Annotated in this window: 17 protein-coding genes; 9 read left to right on the forward strand and 8 right to left on the reverse strand. The window is 41.5% G+C overall.

Features of this window, described 5'->3' with window-relative positions:
• The first annotated feature begins 143 nt into the window (after positions 1 to 143).
• The gene (locus tag MSTHT_RS03140) at positions 144 to 1,373 is read left to right on the forward strand and encodes a TolB family protein (protein ID WP_082086741.1); all 1,230 of its coding nucleotides are present in this window, start codon (positions 144 to 146) and stop codon (positions 1,371 to 1,373) included.
• Positions 1,374 to 1,639: 266 nt separating this feature from the next.
• On the opposite strand, the gene pncB is transcribed toward MSTHT_RS03140, so the two are convergent.
• The gene (pncB, locus tag MSTHT_RS03145) at positions 1,640 to 2,845 is read right to left on the reverse strand and encodes a nicotinate phosphoribosyltransferase (RefSeq protein ID WP_048166524.1); all 1,206 of its coding nucleotides are present in this window, start codon (positions 2,843 to 2,845) and stop codon (positions 1,640 to 1,642) included.
• Between the two features lie 590 nt (positions 2,846 to 3,435).
• On the opposite strand from pncB, the gene MSTHT_RS03150 reads away from it, so the two are divergent.
• The 6 genes from MSTHT_RS03150 to MSTHT_RS03175 all read left to right on the forward strand — a co-directional run bounded on the left by MSTHT_RS03150 (position 3,436) and on the right by MSTHT_RS03175 (position 12,866).
• Positions 3,436 to 3,939 carry a type 1 glutamine amidotransferase domain-containing protein gene (locus tag MSTHT_RS03150; RefSeq protein ID WP_048166525.1) on the forward strand — a complete coding sequence of 168 codons (504 nt, stop codon included), beginning with the start codon at positions 3,436 to 3,438 and terminating at the stop codon, positions 3,937 to 3,939.
• A gap of 228 nt (positions 3,940 to 4,167) precedes the next feature.
• Positions 4,168 to 5,298: a serine/threonine-protein kinase RIO2 gene (locus tag MSTHT_RS03155; protein ID WP_048166526.1), complete on the forward strand. Its 1,131-nt coding sequence runs from the start codon at positions 4,168 to 4,170 to the stop codon at positions 5,296 to 5,298.
• Between the two features lie 298 nt (positions 5,299 to 5,596).
• Positions 5,597 to 7,579 (forward strand): DUF460 domain-containing protein, encoded by a 1,983-nt coding sequence (locus MSTHT_RS03160; RefSeq protein WP_048166527.1) that lies wholly within the window; start codon positions 5,597 to 5,599, stop codon positions 7,577 to 7,579.
• A gap of 200 nt (positions 7,580 to 7,779) precedes the next feature.
• Complete coding sequence (locus MSTHT_RS03165; protein ID WP_048166528.1) at positions 7,780 to 8,541, forward strand: UPF0280 family protein; 762 nt, start codon at positions 7,780 to 7,782, stop codon at positions 8,539 to 8,541.
• A gap of 333 nt (positions 8,542 to 8,874) precedes the next feature.
• Entirely contained in the window at positions 8,875 to 12,069 is a 3,195-nt protein-coding gene (locus MSTHT_RS03170; protein WP_082086742.1) for a PocR ligand-binding domain-containing protein, read from the forward strand.
• Between the two features lie 167 nt (positions 12,070 to 12,236).
• Positions 12,237 to 12,866 (forward strand): cysteine hydrolase family protein, encoded by a 630-nt coding sequence (locus tag MSTHT_RS03175; RefSeq protein WP_231588172.1) that lies wholly within the window; start codon positions 12,237 to 12,239, stop codon positions 12,864 to 12,866.
• Positions 12,867 to 12,961: 95 nt separating this feature from the next.
• Here the strand turns inward: MSTHT_RS03175 and MSTHT_RS03180 are convergent, their stop codons facing one another.
• The 4 genes from MSTHT_RS03180 to corA all read right to left on the reverse strand — a co-directional run bounded on the left by MSTHT_RS03180 (position 12,962) and on the right by corA (position 18,011).
• On the reverse strand, positions 12,962 to 14,932 hold the full coding sequence (locus MSTHT_RS03180) for a M3 family oligoendopeptidase (RefSeq protein ID WP_231588173.1): 1,971 nt from the start codon (positions 14,930 to 14,932) through the stop codon (positions 12,962 to 12,964).
• Positions 14,933 to 15,039: 107 nt separating this feature from the next.
• Complete coding sequence (locus MSTHT_RS03185) at positions 15,040 to 15,957, reverse strand: mechanosensitive ion channel family protein (protein WP_048166529.1); 918 nt, start codon at positions 15,955 to 15,957, stop codon at positions 15,040 to 15,042.
• Positions 15,945 to 16,694, reverse strand: a complete 750-nt coding sequence (locus tag MSTHT_RS03190) for a DUF432 domain-containing protein (RefSeq protein ID WP_048166530.1) — start codon at positions 16,692 to 16,694, stop codon at positions 15,945 to 15,947. The genes MSTHT_RS03185 and MSTHT_RS03190 overlap by 13 nt, the downstream gene beginning before the upstream one ends.
• Before the next feature lie 252 nt (positions 16,695 to 16,946).
• Positions 16,947 to 18,011 carry a magnesium/cobalt transporter CorA gene (corA, locus tag MSTHT_RS03195; RefSeq protein ID WP_048166531.1) on the reverse strand — a complete coding sequence of 355 codons (1,065 nt, stop codon included), beginning with the start codon at positions 18,009 to 18,011 and terminating at the stop codon, positions 16,947 to 16,949.
• Between the two features lie 296 nt (positions 18,012 to 18,307).
• Between corA and MSTHT_RS03200 the strand changes: the two genes are divergently transcribed.
• Together MSTHT_RS03200 and MSTHT_RS03205 are read left to right on the forward strand one after the other, a co-directional pair.
• Positions 18,308 to 19,228, forward strand: a complete 921-nt coding sequence (locus tag MSTHT_RS03200) for a mechanosensitive ion channel family protein (protein WP_048166532.1) — start codon at positions 18,308 to 18,310, stop codon at positions 19,226 to 19,228.
• 438 nt (positions 19,229 to 19,666) lie between these two features.
• Positions 19,667 to 20,740 carry a mechanosensitive ion channel family protein gene (locus MSTHT_RS03205; protein WP_048166533.1) on the forward strand — a complete coding sequence of 358 codons (1,074 nt, stop codon included), beginning with the start codon at positions 19,667 to 19,669 and terminating at the stop codon, positions 20,738 to 20,740.
• Positions 20,741 to 20,859: 119 nt separating this feature from the next.
• Here MSTHT_RS03205 and MSTHT_RS03210 read toward each other — a convergent pair whose 3' ends face one another.
• From MSTHT_RS03210 to iorA, 3 genes are read right to left on the reverse strand one after another with little or no spacing between them, the layout of a single operon-like run.
• Positions 20,860 to 22,167, reverse strand: coding sequence for a phenylacetate--CoA ligase family protein (locus MSTHT_RS03210; protein ID WP_048166534.1), 1,308 nt, complete (start codon positions 22,165 to 22,167; stop codon positions 20,860 to 20,862).
• Between the two features lie 24 nt (positions 22,168 to 22,191).
• Positions 22,192 to 22,791 (reverse strand): indolepyruvate oxidoreductase subunit beta, encoded by a 600-nt coding sequence (locus MSTHT_RS03215; protein WP_048166535.1) that lies wholly within the window; start codon positions 22,789 to 22,791, stop codon positions 22,192 to 22,194.
• Positions 22,788 to 24,659, reverse strand: a complete 1,872-nt coding sequence (gene iorA / locus MSTHT_RS03220) for an indolepyruvate ferredoxin oxidoreductase subunit alpha (protein ID WP_048166536.1) — start codon at positions 24,657 to 24,659, stop codon at positions 22,788 to 22,790. Before iorA ends, MSTHT_RS03215 begins: the two co-directional genes overlap by 4 nt.
• Between the last annotated feature and the right edge of the window lie 669 nt (positions 24,660 to 25,328).

Here is a 25,328-nt window from a genome sequence, read left to right on the forward strand (position 1 = left end):
TCTCCTAGAATTCGATGTTTAATATATAAACTTAATTCTAAATTCGGTTCAGGATGTATAATATGAACTAGGGTTTCTATATATTATTTAACCGGATATTTATATTGATAAAAGTAATTTTTTTAAGTTAACAGTGATAATTAATGAAAATAATGCGTAGATATCTATCTTGGTTTTTAACTCTTGTACTCCTTACCCTGCCTGCAGATGCAGAACCTATTAACGTATCCGAGTATGGAAATTTTACTGGGGAACCGGGATGGAACACAACACAGAATACTTCACATAATTATTTTTATTCTGATTCGGGTTTAGTTTGCGTTGTTATCGGAGAGGCAGAAGGCATTGGAGAAGAGATCTATGCGGATGACTTTATAGAAAATATTACTTTTCTTACTGACAGCCCGGAATCGGAATTATTCCCTACATGGACTCCCGATGGGAATAATATCATGTATATGGTTCACAGGGATGAAGCCGGAAATAATGAATCGTATGTAATGAAATCAAATGGAAGCGAGATTGAGCGAACAGGAATAGGGGAAGGAAACCTTACTGGCTTTAACGATATAAATCCCAGTGGTACAGAACTAATTATAACAAAAACAATTAATTCCCAGCAAGGGCTCTACCTAGTAAGTCTGGAAAACGGGACAGTAAGCCCTATTGCAGATGATCCTGACAAATCTGAAGGCTGGGGGGCATGGTGTCGCCTGGGAAAGAAAATCGTATATACTCAGAAATCCGGGGATTCCCCTTCACAGCTCTGGATAGTTGATAGGGATGGAAGCAATAAAACTCGGCTCGGGACTTCCGAAAACGTAGGAATGGGAAAAGACTGGTGTCCTCTTGGATTAAAAATCATTTACAGTGCCAGAAACTCAAAAGAAAAGCCTGATCTCTGGGTAATAGATTGGTATGGGACAAACCAGACTCAACTTACCGATACTCCATATGGGGAATGGAATCCCTCCTTTAGCCCTGATGGTAAAAAAATAGTATACGTTTCTGATGAAGGGGGAAAGCCTGAGATCTGGATCCGGGATATAGAGGGAAAATACAGAACCAGACTTACAAACAATATCGGCATAATTGATTCGATTCCCAGATGGAGTCCAGATGGCTCAAAAATCATTTTTACAGCACATAATCTGCAGAATACAACGGATAACTCCATAACAAACGGTTCAGATTTCAATATAGAGAATGTTTCAGATAATTCGATAAACACTGGCTCAGACATTGTTGTTATAGAGCTTGAAAACGCATCCGCGGTCTCTCCTTTGCCGGAAGTTACGAGCATCAAAATCCACTCTCCGAGTACAATCCTGGAAAATAGCGCTGTCAATATTCTCCATAACCGTAAAAAATAAAGGGGGAACTCATGTGAAGCTGGATATCTTTTCCTGACTGCGGAGAGATAAAAAAGCTGGAAGGAACAGGTTGCAGCGTAAAAATTCATCGCAAAGGAAGCCTGATCAAAAAGAATGTCGTGAAAAAATCTAGATTATACGTGTCTATTTCTTTAATTTTCCTTTTCTATGCATTTCGCTTTTATTTCATGCCTATTTTCCGTTTTCTGCTTTTCTCTTTCCTTTTTAATCTATCTTCATTTTAACTTTTAATATTTAACGCATAATTATTCATCAAGCCCTTTTCTTCCGAAAATGTAATTCGCAACCCGAATGGCATCTCTATCTCCTGTTTCCTTTTCAGGAGAATCGCTCAGTTTTACAACAGGAATGCCGTCAATGCTGTGCAACTTTATCACCATGTTAAGAGGAGGGCTTTCCCGGAAGAAATCCGAATTATTGGTAAGGCTTGTGCCAATGCCGAAACTGCAGTTAATTTTGCCTTCACAATATCTTTTAAGCTGAATTGCCATATCCGTATTAAGGGCATCACTGAAAACAATTAACTTTTTCATGGGGTCAATACCCATTTTCCGATAATGTTCTATCACAGCATCCACAAAGTCATAAGGGTCTCCACTGTCGTGCCTGAAACCATCGTAAATTTTTGATAACCTCAGATCCATATCTTTAAAGAAAGCTTTTGAGCCAAATGTATCAGTTAATGCAATTGCCAGGTCACCATTATAGACATTTACCCAGTTATCAAAAGCGAAACGGTTAGCATATCTTAACCCTACAAGCGCTGACGTGCCCATAATCCACTCATGCCCGACTGTACCTATGGGTTTCAGGTTATATTTTTTGGCAAAATATACATTACTTGTTCCTATAAGGGTTTTTATGCCAGCGAGAGTTTTTATCACACGGTCATGAATTTCAGAACTTCTTCTCCTGCGAGTTCCAAATTCTGAAAAGAGGCAGTTGTTTTCTTCAAGGATTTTCCCCATCTCAAAAATCCTGTTCTCATAAGCAGCTAGAACTGATTCGGGAGTGCGACCATCTTCGGAATCCCCTTTCCATGCTTTTTCAATGATCGTGAAATAGAGTTCTGAAACCGCAGCCATAAGTACGATTTCCCAGAGAATTGTACTGTGCCAGGGACCCTTTATGTGGATATCGAGATCTTTTTCTTCGGTAAGGCAGACTTTTACCTCATGCGGCTTGAAGCGGAAATTTTTAAGATATTCAAGGTACATGGGCTTCAGGTAAGGACAGTGTTCAGAAAGCCAGTTGTACTCTTCTTCCGTTAGCGCTAACTTCGGGAGATCTTCGTTTATGACCCTCTTCAGTTCTTCTACGAATTCCGCAGAAAAACGCTGAGTACCTCGGTTTATAAACCGGTATTCGGCTTGTGCTTTAGGAAAAAGTTCAAGCACTGCAAGCTGCATGGTGAATTTATAAAGGTCGTTATCGAGTATGGATTGTATCACTGAAGGTCTTCCTGTAGCGTTTTAGATCACTTATAAAGCAAACTTGTCTTTTTACACTTCTATTAAATTGCATTTTTAGCTGCAAATATATAACCACTTTATTTTTAAAATTTCTGACCCCCGGGTAGTGCCTGAAAATGAAGTAAAGCTTTCTCTATTAAACATGGGAAATTGTGGATACTTCTTACCGCCAAATAGATAATTACCGGAAAAGAAAATACCTATTCCGGAGATTAATTTTGATAGAATTTGGGGAAATGGAAAGGGAAGTAAAATTCGCAATAAAATGTGTACATAATTGCAGACCTCAAACAGGCTCTTGAAGCAATCTAAACCTGCCAGGCAGGACCGCTTTACCTATTTTATTTTCAAAACCAGACAAGGTATATGTGTTGCAGGAACAATCTTTCATCCGCAAATCAATATAAAATTCAATCTGAAAATTAAATCTGTAAATCAAACCTGTAAAATTCTGAAAAATCGAACTGTAATAGATTCGGAAAGTTAAACCTGTAAATTAAATCTGAGAACTAAATCTATAATATTTAAACGCAAGATAAGCTGTAACATTAAACTCGGGGGGAACTCATATGAAAGCACTTATATTCGGAGCCGATGGTTTTGAAGATCTTGAACTTTTCTACCCATATCACCGCCTGAAAGAAGAAGGAATTACAACGCACATAGCCTCAATGAAGAAGGGTCCGATAAAAGGAAAGCAGGGGTATGAAATCAACGCTGATGTCGCCTTTAAGGACGTAAACCCTGCAGATTACGATATTCTCGTGATCTCCGGAGGAAAAGGACCCGAAAAAATGAGGCTTGATGAGAGCGCTCTTGAGATTGTAAGGCATTTTTTCAAAGAAAACAAACCTGTTGCTGCAATCTGCCACGGTCCTCAGGTTCTTATCTCCGCAGGCGTCATAAAAGGCAGGAAAGCAACCTGCTGGATAGGCATAAGGGATGATATTATAGCTGCAGGAGCACTCTATGAAGACAAAGAGGTTGTCATAGACGGTAACTTAGTATCCTCAAGAAGCCCTGCTGACCTTCATGCCTTTGGAAGAGAGATGATTAAACTGTTGAGTAAATAATAGAAATGCTAAGATAAATGGAAAAGAAGTTTTGAGAAATCAAAGCTTTAATTCCAAAAATTTGTCTCAAATTTTACTTTTTTCTATCCTTCTATACCAAACCGTTAATCTGCAACCCTTTTACGAAAAGGCTTGACCGAAAATACTGTTTTTTATCAAACTTTTTCTTAAAAAACTCGGGCAGGGCAGTTATTATTTAAATACCGTGGGTTATATTGTACTATCAGGATGATAGACGAAGCGTTGAGGGCTTTTAAGGAGCTTGACTCAAAGGATTTCAGAATCCTTACTGGTATTGAAACCGGAATGAAGCATTTTGAATGGGTGCCAATTGAAGAACTGAATAAGTACACCAGACTGCCCTTTGAAAAGCTGGAGTACAGGCTAAGGAAACTTGCCCGGTATAAGCTTGTGGTAAGGACTACCCAGCCATATGAAGGTTATCAGATTTACTTCGAAGGATACGATGCACTTGCTCTCAATGCCCTTGTCAAAAGGAAAAGTATCAGTGCGATAGGGGATGAAATCGGAGTAGGAAAGGAATCAGTCATTTATGAAGCGATCCTGCCGCCCGAGCTTGCAATTGGAGAGCCTGTTCCAGTTGTGATCAAATTTCACAGAGAAGGAAGGACCAGTTTCAAGCAGGTAAAGCGGGTGCGTGAACATTTGGGAGACAGAGAGCATTTTTCCTGGATCTATGCAGCCCGGCTTGCTGCCCAGCGGGAGTATGACATTATGGTTATGCTGTATCCCAAAGTTTCAATCCCGAAGCCTATTGACCATAACAGGCATGCTATAGTCATGGAACTTGCAAAGGGTAGCCTGCTCTCAAAAACGAAACTTCTTGACCCCGAATGGTACCTGGATGAAATCCTCAAGCAGGTGAAGATTACCTATTCCCTGGGAGTCATCCACGCCGATTTAAGTGAATACAATATTTTTGCTTCTGAAGATGGGGTCCAGCTTATCGACTGGCCACAATATATCACTCTTGAACACCCTCACGCTGACGAAATCCTCGAAAGGGACGTTTCAAATATACTGGCTCACTTCTTCCGGAAGTACGGAATTAAAAGAGAGCTTGATGAAACAATCAGGGAGATAAAGAACCAGGCAGCCAGATACACAGAAGGCGAAGAAATTAGGGACCTTAGTACTGTAGAGAAGCTTGATCTTGAAGAAGCCCTGGAAGAAGAGTCCTTTGAAGAGAATATTTTTCAGGATGAGGATTTTGAAGTCGAAAATCTCGAGGCAGAAGAATTTGAAGCTGAGGAATTCGAGGCTGAGGAGATTGAAGCCGAGGAAGCTGAAGCCAAGAAAACTGAAGCCGAGAAAACTGAAACAAAAGACTTAAAATAACAGGATTACGAGAAAGCTGCATCAAAAACAACTGAGTTGACGCTTATATCCCTCAGCTAATGGGTCAGGGTTTTACGCCTCGCAATAAACCGATTTTGTTTTCATCAAAACTCAGATTAAAAAACAGATCTGAAGACAGAGAATTCCAGAATGGGCAAACAATAGAGTATATTCTGACTACTTTGTCTTATAAAAAAGCGTGAGATAACTTTAGAAATCAGATAAATAAATAGATTTATATAGTAAAAAGCAGGTACAGTTAAATATATATTCTACAAAAAATAAAATATAGACGCTCATGCAAAAAAGGATTATCTATGGAATTGATATTGCCCGGGGCTCTTCCAGGGCAAAGGAACTTCCCAGATATGCACTTGCTATCCTAAAGGATGGTGAAGTTTCCCATCAAACTATGCTCCGTCGCCAGAAGATCTTAAACATGATCCAGAAGGAAAGGCCGGAGATAATAGCTGTTGATAATATTTTCGAGCTTGCAGCCGATAGGAAAGAGCTCCTTTCCCTTATGGAACGACTGCCTGAAGGAGTTAAACTTGTTCAGGTCACAGGTGGGCTGCATCCTGAACCGCTTATCAGGCTTGCACGAAAACATGGTTTTTCTTTTGATCCTGAAAACCCGAATGAAGAGGCTGAAGCATGTGCCCGCCTTGCGGACATGGGGGTTGGGTATGAGGTTTCCCTTTTTGAAGACATCACAAAGATTAAAGTCAGCAGAGCCCGTTCCCTTGGAAGGGGAGGCTGGAGCCAGAATCGGTACCGTAGGAAGGTACACGGAGCTGTACTGCAAAGGAGCAGAGAGATAGAAAATATCCTGAGAGATTTATCCAGGGAAAAAGGCATCAGATTCGAAGCCGTAAATGTAAAAGGCTTCGGAGGCTATGTCAGGTCTGAATTCACTGTTTATGCAAAACGCGGAGAGATACCAATACATTCAATGGCAAGTAATGATGCTCAGGTAATTGTAAGAAGCGTTGAACGCGATAAAATTCGGTATGTTCCTCTTAAACCGAAGGACACGAGGCGTAAATTTACAATCGTGGGAATTGACCCTGGAACAACCGTAGGTATAGCCATCCTCTCACTTGACGGAGAGCTTCTCTACTTGAAAAGCTTCAGAGGAATAGCACCCGATGAGGTGGTCAAACTGATTGCAGAATATGGAAAACCTGCAGTCATTGCCAGTGATGTAACTCCTATGCCGAGCTCGGTTGAGAAAATTAGAAGGAGTTTCAATGCTGTGCCTGCAAGTCCTGGGATCGAAGTTTCTGCCGAGGAAAAAATTGCACTTGGGAAGACCTTTGGCTACTCCAATGACCACGAAAGGGATGCACTGACTGCGGCTCTCCTTACTTACAGGAGTTACAAGAATATTTTTACCCGGATTGAAAAGAAAGCTCCGCAGAATGCCGATGTCGAGCTGATAAAATTCCACGTAATCCATGGAGTTCCAATAGAGGCTGCAATTGAAAAAGTCCAGGCTTCAGGTGAGCCTGAGAAATCAAAGCCAAAAGAGCGTGCTGAAAAGCCTGAGGAAAAGGCAATTGATGAAACCCTCCTGAAAATGAGGGAAACTATCCAGCGACAGAGCGAACAGATTCAGCATCTGCAGGAATACCTTGAGGAATTAAAAGAAGAACTGATCGCAAAAGACAGGAAAATCTCAAAACTTGAGTCAAGGCTGAATAGCTTCAAAAAGGAAGCCTACAAAGAAATTCGGAAATCAAAAGAAATCCAGAACCGGGATGAGATCATTGAAAGCTTGAAAAAAGAGGTAAGCAAAAAAAACAAAACCATAAAAGAGCTGCGGCGCAGAAGCAATAAACTGCGTAAAATCCAGAAGATGGAAGTCCGCGGCGAAGGTACAGCTGTCAAAGTCATTGCTGCCTTTACGAAGGAATCCATCGCCGAGACAAAGGAAAAATACGGGCTTAAAACAGGTGATGTGGTCTTTCTGGAAAACCCCAGTGGAGGCGGGGCTGCAACAGCTCAGATTCTTGTAGATGCCGGAGTCCGTGCCGTACTCATTCCAGAGGATATTTCACACGCAGCCAGTGAGACCTTCTTCAAAGGGGATGTGCCGGTTTTAAAAGGCATTCCGCTAGAAAGAGCTGAAGACTTCGCAATGGTTGAACCCGAAACCCTAAAAGCTGCAATCGCAGCCTGGGAAAAAGAAGCCGACGAAAAACGACACAAAGCCAAACAGGACGAACTGCAAAGCCTCTTTGAAGAGTATAAAAGTGAAAGGCGCAGAGGCCTGGTTTAAAAATGTCCTTCTTTTAACCTCCAAACCCATTAACCTAAAGCTCTTGTGCTGAAACCGTTGCACCGCTTAACCTCGCCTCCATGCAGTTTTCGATAAAACCTTTTTTCAAAAGGTTTTCGCTCAAGCCTTTTTTGAAAAGGCTTGTAAGCAAACAATATTTACAGCACCTTTTTTAAGTAATAAATTCTATCTGGATCAACATGTCATATCCCGTAAAAAAGCCAGCTGAAAAACCTGACCATACCCCGATTAAAGAACATTTCCAGCTCAAGGAAACCATAGTTACTATTGCGGCTGATGACCAGGCTCATATCGAAGCTGCAAAAGAAGCGATCCGAATCCATAGAGCAGCCCTTGAGACTTACATTCTTTCCGACCCATATTTTCGGCTTACTCTTGAGCCCTATGAATGCCCGAAAAACGCTCCTGAGATTGTAAAGAGAATGGTAAAAGCCGGAAACACTATGGGAATAGGTCCGATGAGTGCGGTTGCAGGTACGATTTCGGCGCTTGCAGTGGAAGCCATGGTTGATGCGGGGGCAAAATATGCAATTGTCGACAACGGAGGAGATATCGCACTTATTAACGACAAGCCTGTGGTGGTAGGGATTTATGCTGGACAATCTCCCATTAAAAATCTAGGTCTAATATTCGAGCCCCGACACTCGATTACAGGAGTATGCACTTCAGCAGGAACGGTTGGACCTTCAATCAGCTTTGGGATGGCGGATGCAGCAGTTGTGCTCTCAGACGATGTTTCCCTTGCAGATGCAGCTGCAACCGCTCTTGGGAATGAGGTAGGCATAGGCAAGGAATCCGTAGAGGCTTCTTTCAGAGTCGTGAAGGAGATTCCGGGATTAAGAGGGGCAGTTGTGATTCAGGGAGAATACATTGGCATGTGGGGTCAGTTGCCAAAAATTACAAGGGCTGATATCAGGTACGAACATATAACTAAAGCGTAAGTATTCTAAAATGGATACTCACATGAAACTTCTCAGGGCTTTTTTTAATTTGATTCTGCAAGAAGCCAGGCAAAAATATTAATACAATATCAGATTTATTTCTAAATAAATATAAATACTAATATAATATCAGATTTATTTATAAATAAATATTAAAATTACAAAGCAGACCGACCCTGTTTTTGTAGGTATTCTATAAAATATTCTGCTAATTTACCCATTCTGCTATTTACAAGTATATCTGAAAAACTGTCTCATCTCAAAAACTAAATTACATGCTAGCAATTAAATAAATATCAAAAGGTTATCATTAATTGTGGGGAAAGATATGGAATGAGTGAAAAACTGAGAAGATCTGGTATTGATATTATTGGAGATCTGCCCTGGGGAATACATTTTTGTCAATTCTATCGGACAAAGGATGATTTGACGGAAGTACTTATTCCTTATTTCAAAGCAGGACTGGGGAGTAATGAATTTTGCCTGTGGATCACAGCAGAACCGCTAAGTGCTGAAGAAGCAGAAGAAGCCTTAAGGAAAGCTGTTCCTGACTTTGATGTTTATCTCAAAAATGGTCAGATAGAAATTATTCCCCACAATTACTGGTATGCAAAAGAAGATATTCTTGACTCGGAGAGAGCTTTAAATGGCTGGGTTGAAAAACTCAGTCAAGCCCAGGAAAATGGCTATGAAGGAGTGAGATTTAGCTGGAACACTTCCTGGCTGAAAAAGGAGGATTGGGGGAATTTTGTTGATTATGAGAGAAAAACGAATGATGTTGTTAGCAACTACCGTATAATATCTTTATGTACCTATTCTCTTGATGCACACGATGTAACAGAAGCCATAGCTATTGCCGCAAATCACCAGTTCAGTCTGGTTAAAAAGGAAGGAAAATGGGAGCAGGTAGATAACTCCGGAAGGAAAAATCTCAACTGGCATAAGAGAATCGAGGATACTTCACCCCAGAATAAGCAGAGTATCAGGTTGAAGCCGGTAAATTTGCTCTCACATGATAAGGAGACGATAAACCTGGAGTTTGCCGATATTATTGATACCCAGGCTATACAGTCTCTTATAGAAGATTTTTATAAACTTATTCACATTCCCATTGGTCTGAACGATCTCAAAGGCAATGTTCTGGTAGGTGTCGGATGGCAGGACATCTGCACGAAATTCCACAGAATTCATCCTGAAACCCGCAAGCACTGCATGGAAAGCGACACAAAACTGTCTTCAGGTGTTTCTCCTGGCGAGTCTAAGATGTATAAGTGCAAGAATAACATGTGGGATATAGTGACTCCCATTATGGTGGGCGGTCAGCATGTAGGTTATGTCTTCTCAGGGCAATTCTTTTTTGAGGATGAGCCTCCTAACTACGAGCTTTTCCGAGCCCAGGCAAGGAAATACGGCTTCAATGAGGAAGAATACCTTGCAGCGCTTGAGAAAGTTCCACGCTTGAGCAGGGAGGCTGTGAAAACAAGCATGTCCTTCCTCATGACGCTTGCCAATATGATCTCGCAGCTAAGCTATAACAATATAAAGCTAGCTAAATCGCTGGCTGTACGCAGTAAGCTTATTGACGCACAGCAGGAAAGTGAGAAACGTGAGCGAGCTCGCTCAGATGAGCTGGCAGTATTACTGGATACTGTCCCTGTAGCTGTGTATATTACACAAGATCCCCAGGCACTTAAGATAACTGGCAACCGGCTCTCCTATGAATGGTTAGGGATTCCTGTGGGTACAAATTTATCCAAATCCGCTCCTGAAGGCGAGAAACCCGAGATGTTTAAGTTATTCAAGAATGGGGTGGAGATCCAGCCTGAAAAAATGCCGTCACAGATGGCAGCTAGAGGAATAGAGATAGACAACTGCGAGCTGGATATCTTATCTTCTGACGGCAAAATACGGCACGTATTGGGCAATGCCAGACCTCTGCGTGACGAGCAGGGAAACCTGCGCGGATCAATTTCTGCATTCATAGATATTACAGAACGCAAAAAAGCAGAAGAAGCACTGGTTAGAAGTGAGAACAAGTTCCGAACGCTGGCTGAGAATTCCCCTGACGTTATTGTTCGCTATGATAGACAAAAGCGCCACATATATGTTAATCCTGCTGCTGAAGAACCTACTGGTTACCCTCCGGAAGAAATCATTGGAAAAACCGGCAGTGAACTGGGAATGGACTCTGAGATAGTAAAATTCTGGGAAGAACATATTGAAAAAGTTTTCATTACAGGTAAACCTGAAGAAATCGAATTCCAATATGAATCACCTGATGGAAAAAAATATTATTTTAATACCAGAATAGTGCCCGAGTTTATTGATGGTGAAGTGATCTCAGCTCTTGCTATCTCGCGGGATATTACAGATATAAAAAAAGCAGAAATCGGGTTGAAAGAAACACTTGATAATCTGGAAAAATTAGTTGAAAAAAGGACTGAAGAACTCGAAAAAGCTTATGTCTCGTTAAAAGAAAGCGAAAAAGGTCTTGCTGAAGCTCAAATGATGGCTCATATAGGAAGCTGGGAATGGAATTTTAAGGCTGATAAAGCATACTGGTCTGAGGAGATGTATCGTATATTCGGGCGAGATCCTGAAAAACTGGCACCGTCTTATAATGAGTATCTAAGTTATATACATCCCGATGATCGAGAATATGTGGATAATACCCTTAGAGAAGCCACAAATTCGAAATTCTCCAGTATTGAGTACAGGATTTTCCGGGACAACGGAGAAGAAAGGATAGTCCAGATGCAGTCTGATGTTATTTTTGATGAGAAAAATGCTCCAATTAAAGTAAAAGGAATAGTTCAGGATATTACTGAACGCAAAAAAGCCGAAAAAGCTCTTTTGAGCCTTGAAATTGCTCGCAAAAAGGAGATTCATCACAGGATTAAAAATAACCTGCAGGTAATCTCTTCTCTCCTGGATCTTCAGGCTGAAAATCTCAGTAACAAGAAATGCGTTGAAGAATCTGATGTTCTTAACGCTTTTCAGGAAAGCCAGGATAGAATAATGTCTATTGCCCTGATTCATGAAGAGCTGCATGAAGGTGGAGGAGACAATACACTGCATTTTTCACAGTACCTTGAAAAGCTCGTTGAGAATCTTTTCCAGACATACAGCCTTGGAAATGCCGATATTAACTTAAAGATTGATCTTGAAGACAATATCTTCTTTGATATGGATATTGCTGTCCCACTGGGAATAATTGTCAATGAGCTTGTTTCCAATTCATTAAAATATGCATTTCCAGACAGGAAGAAAGGAGAAATTCGGATTAAATTATTCAAAGAAGCAGAAGCCGAAAATTCAGCCGACAATAATAAAGAAATTACTGGAAAAGGTGCAGAGTATACCCTGATTATCTCAGATAACGGAGTGGGCATTCCTGAAGAGATTCGTTTGGAAAATTCGGATACTCTTGGTCTACAACTTGTAAATATTCTTGTAGATCAGTTAAACGGCGAAATTGAGTTAAAAAGGGATAATGGTACGGAATTTGACATAAAAATAAAGGTATAGGAAAGATAAGTGTTTTTCTATTACTTTGCAGTCCCGAATGAGCTTCTCAATCCCTGGCAGCTATAGAATTTAAAAGGCTAAGTCTAAGAAAGCTGTACTGCAGTTCCAAAATAGATTTATGTTATTCGTACAGTAATTTACAGATAGAGGAAAAAATACAGATAAGATTGACAAAGAATGAGCCTGGCATGGGGTCAGTAGAAGAAGGTGGAACTTTGAAAGCTCTGGTTATTATAGATATGACTAACGATTTTGTGTATGACACATACGAATATGAAGGGACTTTATATGAGGGAAAACTTGTAGCTCCGATGGGAAAAACGATAGTTGACAATATAGCCAGGCTGGTAATAAAGGCAGTAAAAGGGGGAACAGTCAGCGTCTTCAGGCTTCCGAAAGATCATGCTAGCGCTTTTATGAATCCCGAACTCGAACTGAAAATTGCAGAGCTTGGAATTGATGAAGTCTTCATAACAGGTCTGGTTGATGAAGTCTGCATATACATTAACAGCATGGGTTTCCTTGAGAGGGGCTTTAAAACAAATATTGTAAAAGGGTGTACAGCACCTTTCAATGAAGAAAAAGGGAGAGAAGCCTTCAGGGAACTTACGAAATGCGGTGCAAAAATGGTTGACGATATTCCGGACGACATAAAAGTTATCCTACTTCTTGAGGACGAGCACGATGAAAACTCTGAAGAAATAAAATCAGGAACCTGGCCGCCCCATAATATGAGAGGGACACCAGGTGCCCTGACCGTAAAACCAATTAGGGACGCGCTTGAGGAAAGGATATAAGAGCAATAAAGCCCTTACTGGCTTTTTCTCATTTCTCTTTATACTTTTTCTTCGTATTCGGGTTACCATTTCTTTAAGTATAATTTTTTTCAGGTTTACTCTTCTGCCAGTTTATGCAATTCTTTAATCCTTGACTCGACAACATCCATGGCATCTTCAAAAAGCTGCCTGTTGATTTCGATCCCGAAGTGTTTCCTGAGTTTTGCTTCAGGAGGCATTGTGGAGCCTGCCGAAAGGTACGCTATATAGTTTTTATTGAAAATTTCAGGATCTTTCCTGTACTGTTTGAAGAGAGCGAGGGTTATTGCCTTCGAAACCGCGTAATTGAAGGTATAGTAGTTGCTTGTCAGGTAAATATGGTTGATGTAGGTCCATTCCGCAGAATCTTCAGGGTAATACTCAACTGAAGGGCTCCTGTACTCTTTTGATAGACTTGTCCAGATTGCATTGAGTTCTGCTCCGGTTACGTTTTCTTTTTCTGCACACAGCTTATGCGCTTTATATTCGAATTCCGTGATTAGCGGCTGCCTGGTAAAGAAGTTCTGGTAATCATCGATTTGCTGGGAAAGCACGGCAATTGCGGTAGCCCTATCCGAAGTCTCAACAACGTGATCAACAAAAAGTTCTTCGTTAAAAGTGGAAGGGATCTCCATCTCATAGATCGTGCCTGAGCAGTAAAGGTAATCCACGGAATTGCTCATTAGATAGAAATTAAAAGCGTGCCCCAGCTCATGTGTCAGAGTTTTCTGGTCTTTTAAAAGACCGTCGTAGTTCATAAAGATAAGGGGCGGAGCTTTAAGGGCGCAGGAGTCGGTACAGTAGCCTCCTGGCTGTTTTCCGTGTTCAGGGTCAGGATATACGTCTATGAAGCTGCCTGTTACCATTTTTAAAAAGATTTCTTTAAAACTCGGGTCCATCCTAGAATAGGATTTCTGAACTTCTTTTAAGGCATCTATGTAAGCATACTTTTTCCCGGGCTGATCTGTCAACTGCAACATAAGATCGTATGGTTTTAGCACATCAACCCCTAGTTTTTTCCTCCTGAATTCGTTATAGTCCTCAAATACCCCTTTTTTCTGCTTGAAAACTGTGTTCATGTCATCAATCTGAGCATGGGTGAGATAGGAATTATACAGGGTATAATCATAGTAGTCCGCGTATTTTAGCTCCTTTGCAACAAGATCATCAAGCCGGGATTTCCTTGAATAAAGAGCTGCCATTGAATCGGACTCATTTATCAGGTGATAGAACCTCTTTTCATAACACCTTCTCCTGTTTTCCCGGCTTGGATCGGTTGAAAGCAGGGTATTATAAGACTGAGAATTGATGGAAAATTTCTCTCCGTTCTCAAGTGTTATTTCTCCTGCCTTTGTGACTTTGTTCGTGATTTGAGAAAGAGCCTCTGTCTCAAGTTTCATGCGCTGGTTTTCAAGTTCTGCGAGATACATAGCCTGAGACTCATCCACTGGCCTGTGATCTGCAAACCTCATATAATTGGCTTCAAGATAAGCCCTGTAGAACTCAAGTCCAGGTTCTTCGGAAAAGAGCCTGTCCCATTCCTCCTTCCCGAGCGAGGTCAATTTTACGGCTGAAAAAGCTACAGCTTTCTTGTATTCGGTAAACAGATCCTGTGTACTCCTTACCAAGGAAATAAAAAACGGCTCGTTTACGTTTTTACTGAGTTGAGTATGTGAGTAGGTGTACAGAATCTCTAGTGATTTTGAATACTCCTTTTCACTTTCCAGAAAATTAAGTAAATCGGACCCCGACAGCTTTTCAAATTTTGGACTGAAAGTCTCGTTTATCTCTTGCGGTATCTTTTTCAGTCTCTCAAGCTCTTCCGAAGCATCTTCCCTGCTGCTAAAAAGATACGCATCATCCCATTCCGTTGTAACCTCATCAGGATTAAACTCTTCTGATGCAAATTTTTCATTTGTGATTTCAGAAGATCTTTCTGTCGTTTCCGAAGTCCTGCCTTCCGGAAAAACTGCAAAGGACAGCAATGCTCCGAGAGCGAGGGACCCCTTTAATTTTCCTGAGAATATAAGCCTTTTAATTGAATTCATAAAAATGCAACCCCTGCTGTAATATAGAAAAACTGTTTATTATATCAATTATTAGCATTGATCTGATTTATCGCATGCAATCCTGTAGAGCGTATTAACGGGTTCACTCAGGCGAAAACCCTTTCCTCATAATTTATTACACTCTCGATTTCCTTTTCCGGCGATACCGGCAACGTCAGTTCTTCAGGGACTTTCTTTGGATCGGATTGGATACGAACTATACGCTGCGGTAAAGGAATTTCTATACCATTCTCCTCCAGAGTCTTTTTTATATTCCACAGGACTCTGGTTTTTATCCCGAACCATTCACTCACAGGCGCCCAGATTCTGACAGTAAGATTTACCCAGCTGTCCCCAAGATCACTTACGAAAACCGAAGGAGAGGGATTCAGGAGAGCAAAGGGCTCTTTGTCTATAAGGTCTTTGATAAGAAAGATTGCGGCATCTGCATCGTCACTGTAGCGGATCCTTATTGTATATTCAAACCGCCTGACAGGATGCCCGACAATATTTGTGATATTTGTGGTAAAGACCTGCTGGTTGGGCAAGCGGACAAGGAGCCCATCATAGGTTCTTATAATTGTTGAAATTATACGAATGTCAGTTACAAAGCCTGAGATTCCGCTTATCTCAACCTGATCTCCAATCTTTATTGGTCTTTCGACCATAAGGAAAAACCCCGAGATCAGGTTTCCCACAATGTTCTGGCTTGCAAAACCGAGGATGATACCTGTGACTCCTCCTGCAACCAGGAGAGCTGAGGGACTAATTCCTATTAGCGATAGATTAGAGAGGAAAACAATAGTAATCGTGCCGTAATAAAAAATTTTAACTATAGTCTCACACACATCTTTACTGACCCTGTCTTTGAGAGACCTGCGCAGGTAAAGCGAGAGAACTTTGGCAATGAGTATTGAAAAAGAAAGAATTAGAATAAACTTTAGCACCGATCCCAGAGTTACGTTACCGTTTGAGATAGGGAGGCGGATATCAAGAAAATCGAAATCCGTAATCAATAGCCCCACCCCATGTAAAACTTGGGAGGTACGAAACCAAGTTTCTGAAGACTATAGACTCCAAAAGCTTCTTTTCTGGCTTTAAAATCTCTTAGAGGGCTGCTTTTTAGCTCCCCACTAATATGCTGCAATTCAAAACTCGTTTCAGCTGTGTTCCTGTTGAGAATATCCATACGCGCTCGCATGAAAGCGTCGCCATCGCTTCCATAATAAAGTTTCATACCGTATGCACTGAAAACCGCCATTGAGATGGAAGCCCAATCCGAGGAGGTATTTCGAAGAGTCAATTCCATAACTCCCTCCTGTAGAGAATCGGGAGAAGGAGAAATTGAATACACCTTGCTTTTCCAGTGTTTACATAGAATTCCGTTTGAAACCTCCCCGTAAAGGGTAAATTTCTGCCTTGCCAGTGTCATCACATCCAGAAGCTGAATATTCCTGTCTCCCCTATCCGAGATGAAAACACCTATCTCTATCGGAAAAGTAAGGAAAATTCTTCTTTTTGCTCCACCTGCAAGAAGCAGGGTTTTCTCAAATTCGATAAGCAGGTATGGAGTAATTTCTTTAGGTGTATTCAGGGGTTCTACCGGATTTATTATCAGGCGTTTTCCATCCGCAAGGATGATTTTCTCTACTTTATCGGTTCCAAGCGCCCTCCTGTATATCCAGTGCTCTCCGTTGTTTTCCACAGAGATCGAAATCCCTTCCTGCTCTATTGAGAACGGGGGTTTATAATATCCGTACATAATAATCCGGAATTAAAATTTTGATAATTTCTAAATCTCTTAATATAGACTTACAACATTATAAAAATTTTTGCAGTTAAATCCTTTCCTGAATAATGAGGGGACAAAAGCAAAGAAGAAAAAGCAAGCAGGAGGCAGAAAAGAAGAAAATACCTGATAAGAAACAAAGGAAGAAGGGCTGCTAAGAGAGAAAACTATGAAGGCACGGAGAAGAACAAAAGGAAAAATCAGTATACCCTGGAAAAAAGAAAGTCAAACCCATCTCCTTTTCTTAAAATAAAGAAACATACTGACTCCCAGAATAGTCATTCCAAACATTACTGCCGGATAACCCCACCGCCATTCAAGTTCAGGCATGTATTTGAAATTCATGCCGTAAACGCCTGCTATGAAAGTGAGGGGAATGAAAATCGTTGCTATAACAGTCAGAACCTTCATGACATCGTTCATCCTGTAGCTTAAACTGGAGAGGTAGATATCTACCATTGAAGATAGAATATCCCGGAAATCTTCAACTGAATCAATTACCTGGATTGTATGGTCATAAACATCTCTCAGGTAAATGCGGGTAGTCTCTTTGATAAGATCTGACTCAATCCTCTGCAAGCCACTTATCATCTCTCGGAGGGGCCAGACTGCTTTACGGAGGGTAATCATATCCCTTTTATATTTCTGGATAGTCTTGAGAGTTTCAGGGCTTGGCTCTATTATCAGCTCCTCTTCAAGATCTTCTATCTCGTCCCCGAAGTACTCAAGTATCAAAAAGTAATTATCGACGACTGCATCAATTAAGTTGTAGGCAAGATAATCCACCCCGGTTTTTCGCAGGCGAGAAGCCGGATTTACAAACCTTTCCCGCACAGAGTCAAAAGCATCCCAATGCCTTTCCTGAAAAGAGAGGATATAATTGGGTCCAATGATGATGCTTACCTGATCTATAACGATCTCTTTCTTTTCCTTATCAAAGAGCATCATTTTTAAAATCGTATAAATATACGATCCGTAATCTTCAGTCTTAGGTCGCTGCCCTGTGTTGAGCACATCTTCGAGGGTAAGGGGATGGATATCGAAATAACTCCCAAGCTTTTCTATAATGTCTACTCGGTCCAATCCATCCACATTTATCCATAAATTGAGATTGGGCAGGTTCTTAAACTCCATGCATTCTTCTATGGTCTCCAGCTTTCGTTCAATAAGCGTATCACTGTTATAAGCCAAGACCCGGATCTCTACCTTCTCGACCTTCTTTTCTCCCACATGGACGAGTGTTCCAGGTGCAAGCCCGATTTTTGACCCCCTTCTTTCAAAAGACCCCATGCGTGTTTCTCTGCCCCACATTCTAATAAAATAGATTACTCATTAATTCAAACTTCATTGATTTAAGCTTGTGCACAACTTTTTACTCGAATAATTTTTTTAAACTTTTGAGTTATTCTGTCTTATTTTTGATCCAACAGGATTTTCAACTGTACTAAATTTTATATATGCCTGTAGATAGATATATGTATTATTTATTTAATAGAATAATATGTTAAATATATTCAGATCTTTTCCAATAATTGGGAAATTTGGAAAGATCATCAGTTCTAGAATTGCAACATGGGGTGGTTAATATGGTGGAAACAGAGATTATGGATAGTTTATACGGTATGATCAATCAATTCATAGCATTTATTCCGACATTGGTAGCCATAATTCTTTTAATAATTATAGGAACAGTACTCGGGAAATTCCTTGGAAGGATCGGCGCAAAGATACTGGATAGAATAGGACTGGATGAACTCATTGACAGAACTGTTATAGGTGGGATGCTAAGAAGGTCACAGATGAGTACAGTCGCCTTTTTTGATGCAGTTATCCGGTGGTTTATTTATATCATCTTTGCAATAATCATTCTGGATCTTCTGGATATTGACGTTGTGAATGATTTCGTCAATCTTGTAATATACTACATCCCGCTAATTATCTCGGCTATTGTTGTCCTGCTCATAGGATTGCTAATTGTGGATTTTGTCAGCGATTTGCTCGAGAAGCTGCTTATATCGGCTGGAGTAGACGAGAGATTTGAACAAACTCCTATTGGAGCTTCTCTCAGATCTGGAGGGCTGACAGTCTCAAAGGTAATAGCTGGAGTAGTCAGGATATTCGGATATCTGATTTTCCTTACTGCTGCGTTTGATATCCTGCAACAGACCATGATTACCGATCTGTTGAGAGATATTACTCTGTACCTGCCACGTGTCCTTGTAGCTATCCTGATTCTGGTGATAGGTATTCTTGCTATTGATATAGTGATGGACTACCTGAGCAATACCGTCAGAGGCATGAATATAGAAGGGGCAGATATAATTATTCCACTTCTGAGAGGTTTCCTGCTTCTCATTGTGGTTCTGGTTGCCCTGGATACCATGCTAATTGATACTACCATCGTATACATATTCTTCAGGCCGCTGGCATGGGGAGTTGCAATTGTGGTCGCATTCAAGTATGGAGTTAAAGATGCACTTGTCGCCTATGCGAGAGAAAGGAAGTAACCCTTCCTTTTATTAATTTTTGAACTTTTCTTTTTGCATCCTGATTGTATCAATACAGATTAATTAATACATACAAAAAAATCCTGATTGACCGAAGAAGAACCTGTATGCCTGAAGAGGCTGAATAGCAGAACGAGACATCAGGGGGCTCAACTGAGTAAAATATAAAGAGATTTAATAAGAGACCATAGCAGGAAACAACAATAGAAAATTGAGAAAACAACCTGAGAAAGCCTAAGGAGGAGGTTTTTGATTATGGAACTTCCTTCTTTGGGCTAATGGATACTTTTGAGGGTTTTCAGCTTAATATTTTATAATTTTTTGTTTCATTTTATATATTTTTCAGGGGAGAACCTTCCTTTGCAAACCCACTTTTGTACTGTTTTGATCTTTTTTAAATCAATATTTATTTAAAGCTTCTTGTCAATCACTCAGGACATGGAAACCCCCGAAACCCCTTCCTCTTTCGCAGAAAATATGTCCTATTTTGATAGAGGACTGGAGCAGGCATTTACATGGTTTTCTGACAATCTGGGTACGTTCTTATTCATATTTTTTATTGGCTTGGTCACTATAATTGTTGCAAGGAATGTAAACCGCCTTCTGGACAGCTATTTCAAAAGAGCAAACAGCAAGCTGCATATAGACGCCACCTCTTTCCGAATGTTCAGGCATATTATTGTTGCATTAATCTACTTTATGGGAATAGTTGTTGTAATTTTCAGCATTCCAAGTCTTAGAAGCCTCTCAGTTGCCCTCTTTACAGGGGCAGGAATTGCCGGTATTGTCATCGGTCTTGCAGCCCAGAACACACTGAGCAATATAATAGCAGGGCTTTCCCTTGCCATTTTTCAACCTTTCAGGGTTGGAGACCGGCTGAATATTATGAATGAGTATGGGAAGGTTGCAGACCTTAACCTCAGGCATACTGTAATCATAACCTGGGACAACAGGCGGCTTATAATCCCTAACTCTAGAATTAGCAATGAAGCGATAATTAACTGGACTATAGAAGATCCTGCAGTGATCTGGCCAATAGACGTAAAAATTAGCTATGATGCCGACATTGACCTGGCAAGAAAAATCATGATCGAAGAAGCCAGAAAACATCCCAATGTTATGCCCCCGCATGAAGTTAAATATAACGTGGTCAAACCCGGCTTAATCAAGTCCGATAACCTTAAAATAGGACTCTTTGACTCCCCTGTACTTCGTCCCGTAGATCCGGATTTCAGGGAGAGAGGAGGAATTAAAGTAAGTGTTGTCGAACTGGGAGAATTTTCCGTAAATCTCCGCATGAATGTCTGGTTCAGAGATAGGAGTGTCGCGTACAGTTCAGGCTGCGAAATTCTGGAAGCTATTAAAAAACGCTTTGATAAGGAAGGCATAGAAATTCCATATCCACACAGGACTATTGTGTATAAAACCGATTTTAAGAAAGAAAAAGAAGCTCTCGAAAAATTCCCCCATCCAGAGGGGAATAAAACTGATTGCCCGGTTAAAACCGATTAAATCAGACGACTAGGTAAGCAATAAACCGGCTGGCAAGAAAAGCAAATGAGAGATCGGGGGCGAAAGGAGCAGTAAGAAGCTGGTTGATGAAGTTAAGGATGAAAGGTTAAAAGGGGATTTCACAATTCCCTTTCATCAATTACTCTTTTTGTCTTTTTCATGCTGCGGGGAAGTTCTCCTATCTTTACACCCACAACGTCTACGGTTACACCTATGAAGTCTTTGAAGGCTTTACCTATAGCTTTTTCGGTTTTTTGCTTTATTGAAGGGTCTTCTGCATTTTCGATCTCGACCCTGAAGGTCATGCTATCCCTGCCGTTTTTGCGTGTAAGCAAGATCTGGTATTCACTGCTAACGCCCGGAACTCTATGGATAACATCTTCGATCTGACCAGGGTAGATATTTACAGCCTTAAACTTTATACGGTCATCCGACCTTCCCAGAATCCTGTCAATTCTCGGGAAAGGGCAGCCGCATTTACAGACACCTGGAATAATCCGGGTCAGGTCTCTTGTCCTGTAACGAATGAGAGGAGCCCCCTCTTTTGTGAGGGTTGTAATTACAAGTTCTCCAAGCGTGCCTTCAGGAAGCTGTTCTCCAGTAATAGGATCAATTATCTCAAAGAGCAGATGATCGGACCAGTAATGCATGCCTTCATGGAACGAGCAATCAAGAGCAATGCCAGGTCCATAGATCTCAGTCAGCCCGTAGATGTCGAAAGTCTCTATCCCGAGTTCATTTTCGATGCGGCTGCGCATTTTTTCGCTCCAGCGTTCCGAACCTATAATCCCTACCCTTAAATGGATTTTGTCCTTAAGCCCGCGTTTTTCAATTTCTTCGGCGAGCAAAAGAGCATAGGAAGAGGTGCTTGCAAGAGCTGTTGATTTCAGGTCAATAAGCATTTCAAGCTGTTTTTCGGTATTCCCGGGACCTGTTGGGATAGCCATTGCTCCCAGGCGTTCAGCTCCAAGCTGGAATCCTATCCCTGCAGTCCAGAGTCCGTATCCTGGGGTGATCTGAATCCGGTCCAGGTTGGAAAGCCCTGCCAGCATGTAGCAGCGCATCATCATTTCAGCCCAGACATCCACATCTTTGCGGGTATAAGGGATGATTACAGGTTTACCTGTGGTCCCTGAAGAGGAGTGGATCCTTACGACTTCGGCTTCAGGTACTGCTTTCAGCCCGAGAGGATAAGCATCCCTGAGTTCCTCTTTATACGTGAAGGGTAGAAGTTTCAGGTCTTCGAGTGCCTTTATTTTTTCGATATCGATATTTGCTTCCCTGAACTTTTTCTGATAAAATGGACTGCTTTCAACTGCGCGCTTAAGCAGTGCCTTTAATTTTGCAAAAGTATCTTCTTCCGAAATATTGGGATTATAAAGCTGAACATTGGGATCAAGTTCAGAGTCAATAGATGCTTCATACATAAAATTTCACCTTCTGTTCCCCGCTCAGGTACCGGAGATAAATCTGATACATTTCATTGCGCGTTCGAATGCGGCTCTGTTCACAGCTCTGTATTTTTCAGGGATTTCAGCCTCAAGTACTGCCTTTAAAATTTCTTCAGAAAAGGGCAAAGCCCGCGCACCCACAGCCGCTCCAAGCATTGCAACGTTTGCAGCCCTGTATGTCCCTACATCTCCTGCAAGCTCCGTGAAATCGGAACAGATAATGTCAGGGTAGCATTCACATAAAAAGGAGAGCAAAGATGCAGGGTCATATTCAGGGCTTCCTGGCGGTCTTGATGCCGGCGGGATAGGATGAGTATTTACCAGAACCTTCCCGCCCTTCCTGAGAAAAGGCAGGTTCCGTACGGTTTCTGCGGGTTCCAGACCTAAAAGCAGGTCTGCCTGTCCTATGGGGATAAGTGACCCTAAAAGTTTGTCTCCTATTCTCACATGGCTGCTAACCGAACCTTCCCTCTGAGACATGCCTATAGTCTCGGCAGTGCTTACATGGAATCCGGCTCTCATGGCAGCAAGTGCAAGCAGTCGAGAAGCAAGCACAACACCCTGCCCGCCAACGCCTGCAATTAAAATATCATACTTCACAGCTTTTCCCCTCCTATGCAGATAGCTTCCGACGGGCAGATCTGCGCACAAAGCCCGCAACCAATGCAGCTATCATTTATGACAGGCTTATCTGAATCAAGGTTAATAGCAGGGCAGCCGAGTTCTTTTATACAGAAACCACAGCCTGTGCAGTCCTCAGATTTTATTCTGTAATATCTGTCAGATTTTGTAATCCCTGCACATCTGCCTTTGAATACTATAACGGACGGACCTTTAAAGTTCATGGCTTCCTTTGCGGCTTTTACACAATTTACCAGGCTGTCCGCCTCTAAAGTATTTACAGTCTTTACAAATTCGACCCCGCAACTCCTAACCACATCTGCAATCTCAATGGCTTTTGAAGCACTTCCAAGTGCGGTCAGACCCATGCCAGGATGGGGCTGATGTCCTGTCATTGCAGTTGTCCGGTTGTCAAGTACGGCAAGGGTGATATCGGCTCCGTTATAAACAGCGTTTACCACCGCAGGGATGCCTGAATGGAAGAAGGTTGAATCGCCGATAAAAGCTACATGCTTTGCTTTCGGGTTCGTGCGGAAAAGTCCTCCTGCAATGCTAATTCCGGCTCCCATGCAGAGGCAGGTATCCACCATGTTAAGTGGGTATGCATTTCCGAGAGTATAACAGCCTATATCCCCGGAAAAAATCGTATCAATTTGAGCCTCTTTTTTAAGCTGCTTTGCAGCCTGTTTGAAAGCATAAAAGACGGTTCTGTGCATGCAGCCTGCACAGAGGGTAGGTGCGCGGATCGGGAGGGGAGGAAGTTTCTCCCTCGAGATGGCAGGAGAAGCGTGGGAAAGCCGTAAACTCTCCCCAAAAGCCGCAAGTGAATCGTTTATGCTGTCAATGACAAGATCCACATTATATTCCCCACTTACAGGGAAAAAACCGTTCTTTTTTCCATAAACATCAACAGGCAGGTGTGCTTTTCCTATGAGCTGGAGAACCTGTTCCTCAAGGTAAGGATCAAGCTCTTCAGCCACTATCAGCCTGTCAATTCCTCTCAGGAAAGAAAGGACTGCTTTTTCCGGGAATGGATGTACTATCCCAATCTTGAAAAGTGTGAAAGTTTCTTCAAAATTGCTGACAGTTTCCACTGCTTCCTTTACGTAAAGAGCTGAGACGCCTGAAGCAAGAATCCCGATTCTTCCCGATCCCGAAATTGTATTGAATGGAAGCTCAGAAAAACGCTCGGAAAGCTGTGCCTGTATGCTTTCAAGCCAGGGATGCCGCTCGGCAGTAAGCCTCGGAAAGATCGTCCAGCGCCTGTCCTTTACGAATCCCTCGCCAACAGCTTCGACAGGCTCGGGTTCTGCAACTGCAACCTCAACATCCCCGCAGCTATGGGAAACCCGTGTGGTGGTTCTAAGAATAACAGGAATCTCGAATTCGTGCGAAAGCTCAAAAGCAAGCTTTGTCAGTTCATACGCTTCCTGAGGGGTTGCAGGGTCAAGGACAGGAATATTTGCAAAGTGCCCGAAAACTCGCGTATCCTGTTCGGTCTGGGAAGAATGGGGTCCGGGATCATCGGCAACGAGCAGGACAAGGGCTCCTTTTACCCCTATATAACTCAAGCTCATGAGGGGGTCGGATGCGACATTCAATCCTACCTGCTTCATTGTCACAAGTGCCTTTGCTCCGGAATAAGCAGCCCCTACAGCTGTTTCAAGTGCAACCTTTTCATTGCTGGACCACTCAACATAGATTCCACACCTGTCCGCATACCGGATAACCGTCTCCAGAGCCTCGGTTGAAGGAGTCCCAGGATACCCGGTAACCACCTGGACGCCAGCTTCTAAAGCGCCAAGTGCAATGGCTTCATTACCCATTAACAGTTTTTTTTCAGTCAATAAATCATCTCGAATTGAGGGTAATATTTTAACAATTTGGTAATATTAATAAACTTAGATAAACCTCAAGTAAATAAACTTGAAAAGATTTTGGATTTTTCTGAATTCTTAAGCTATTTATCAAAATTATTTTGAGGACCCTAAACCACTTTAAGGCAGTTAACTGTTTTTGTGCCACGGAAAATATGATGCCCATTTATGTACAATGTTGTGAAAAGAAGTACGTAAAATTCAAATATAAAGTTTTTGTTTTATCCTGAACCAGTTTTGTGAAAAACCAAATTTGAGCTAACAAATTCTTTTGCAGTGCGTATCATTCTCAGCAGCCCCACTCCTGATTGATCACCCTCCTTCTAGAACGTAAGCCATCAAAAGAAATTGATGCCGAAGAAGAGAACAGGAAAAAATATTTTGGAATTTTTAGTATTTTTAGGTGTGGGGACCATAAAAGAGGATTGTATCCAATTTAAAGGGATTCCATTACATACACAAATTCCCCACTACCCATAGAAAATTATGCTAATGTTGTATTTATAATTCACTTCGGAAATTGAATTGTAGATTTTATTTGATATCCCAGGTCAATATTGCTTATTCTTATTCTATTTCTTAAAAAGAAATGCCCGAGATTGCTAATCCGATTTTAATCATAGCCCGAGAGTAATAGCT

Source organism: Methanosarcina thermophila TM-1 (genome assembly GCF_000969885.1).
GTDB lineage: Archaea > Halobacteriota > Methanosarcinia > Methanosarcinales > Methanosarcinaceae > Methanosarcina > Methanosarcina thermophila.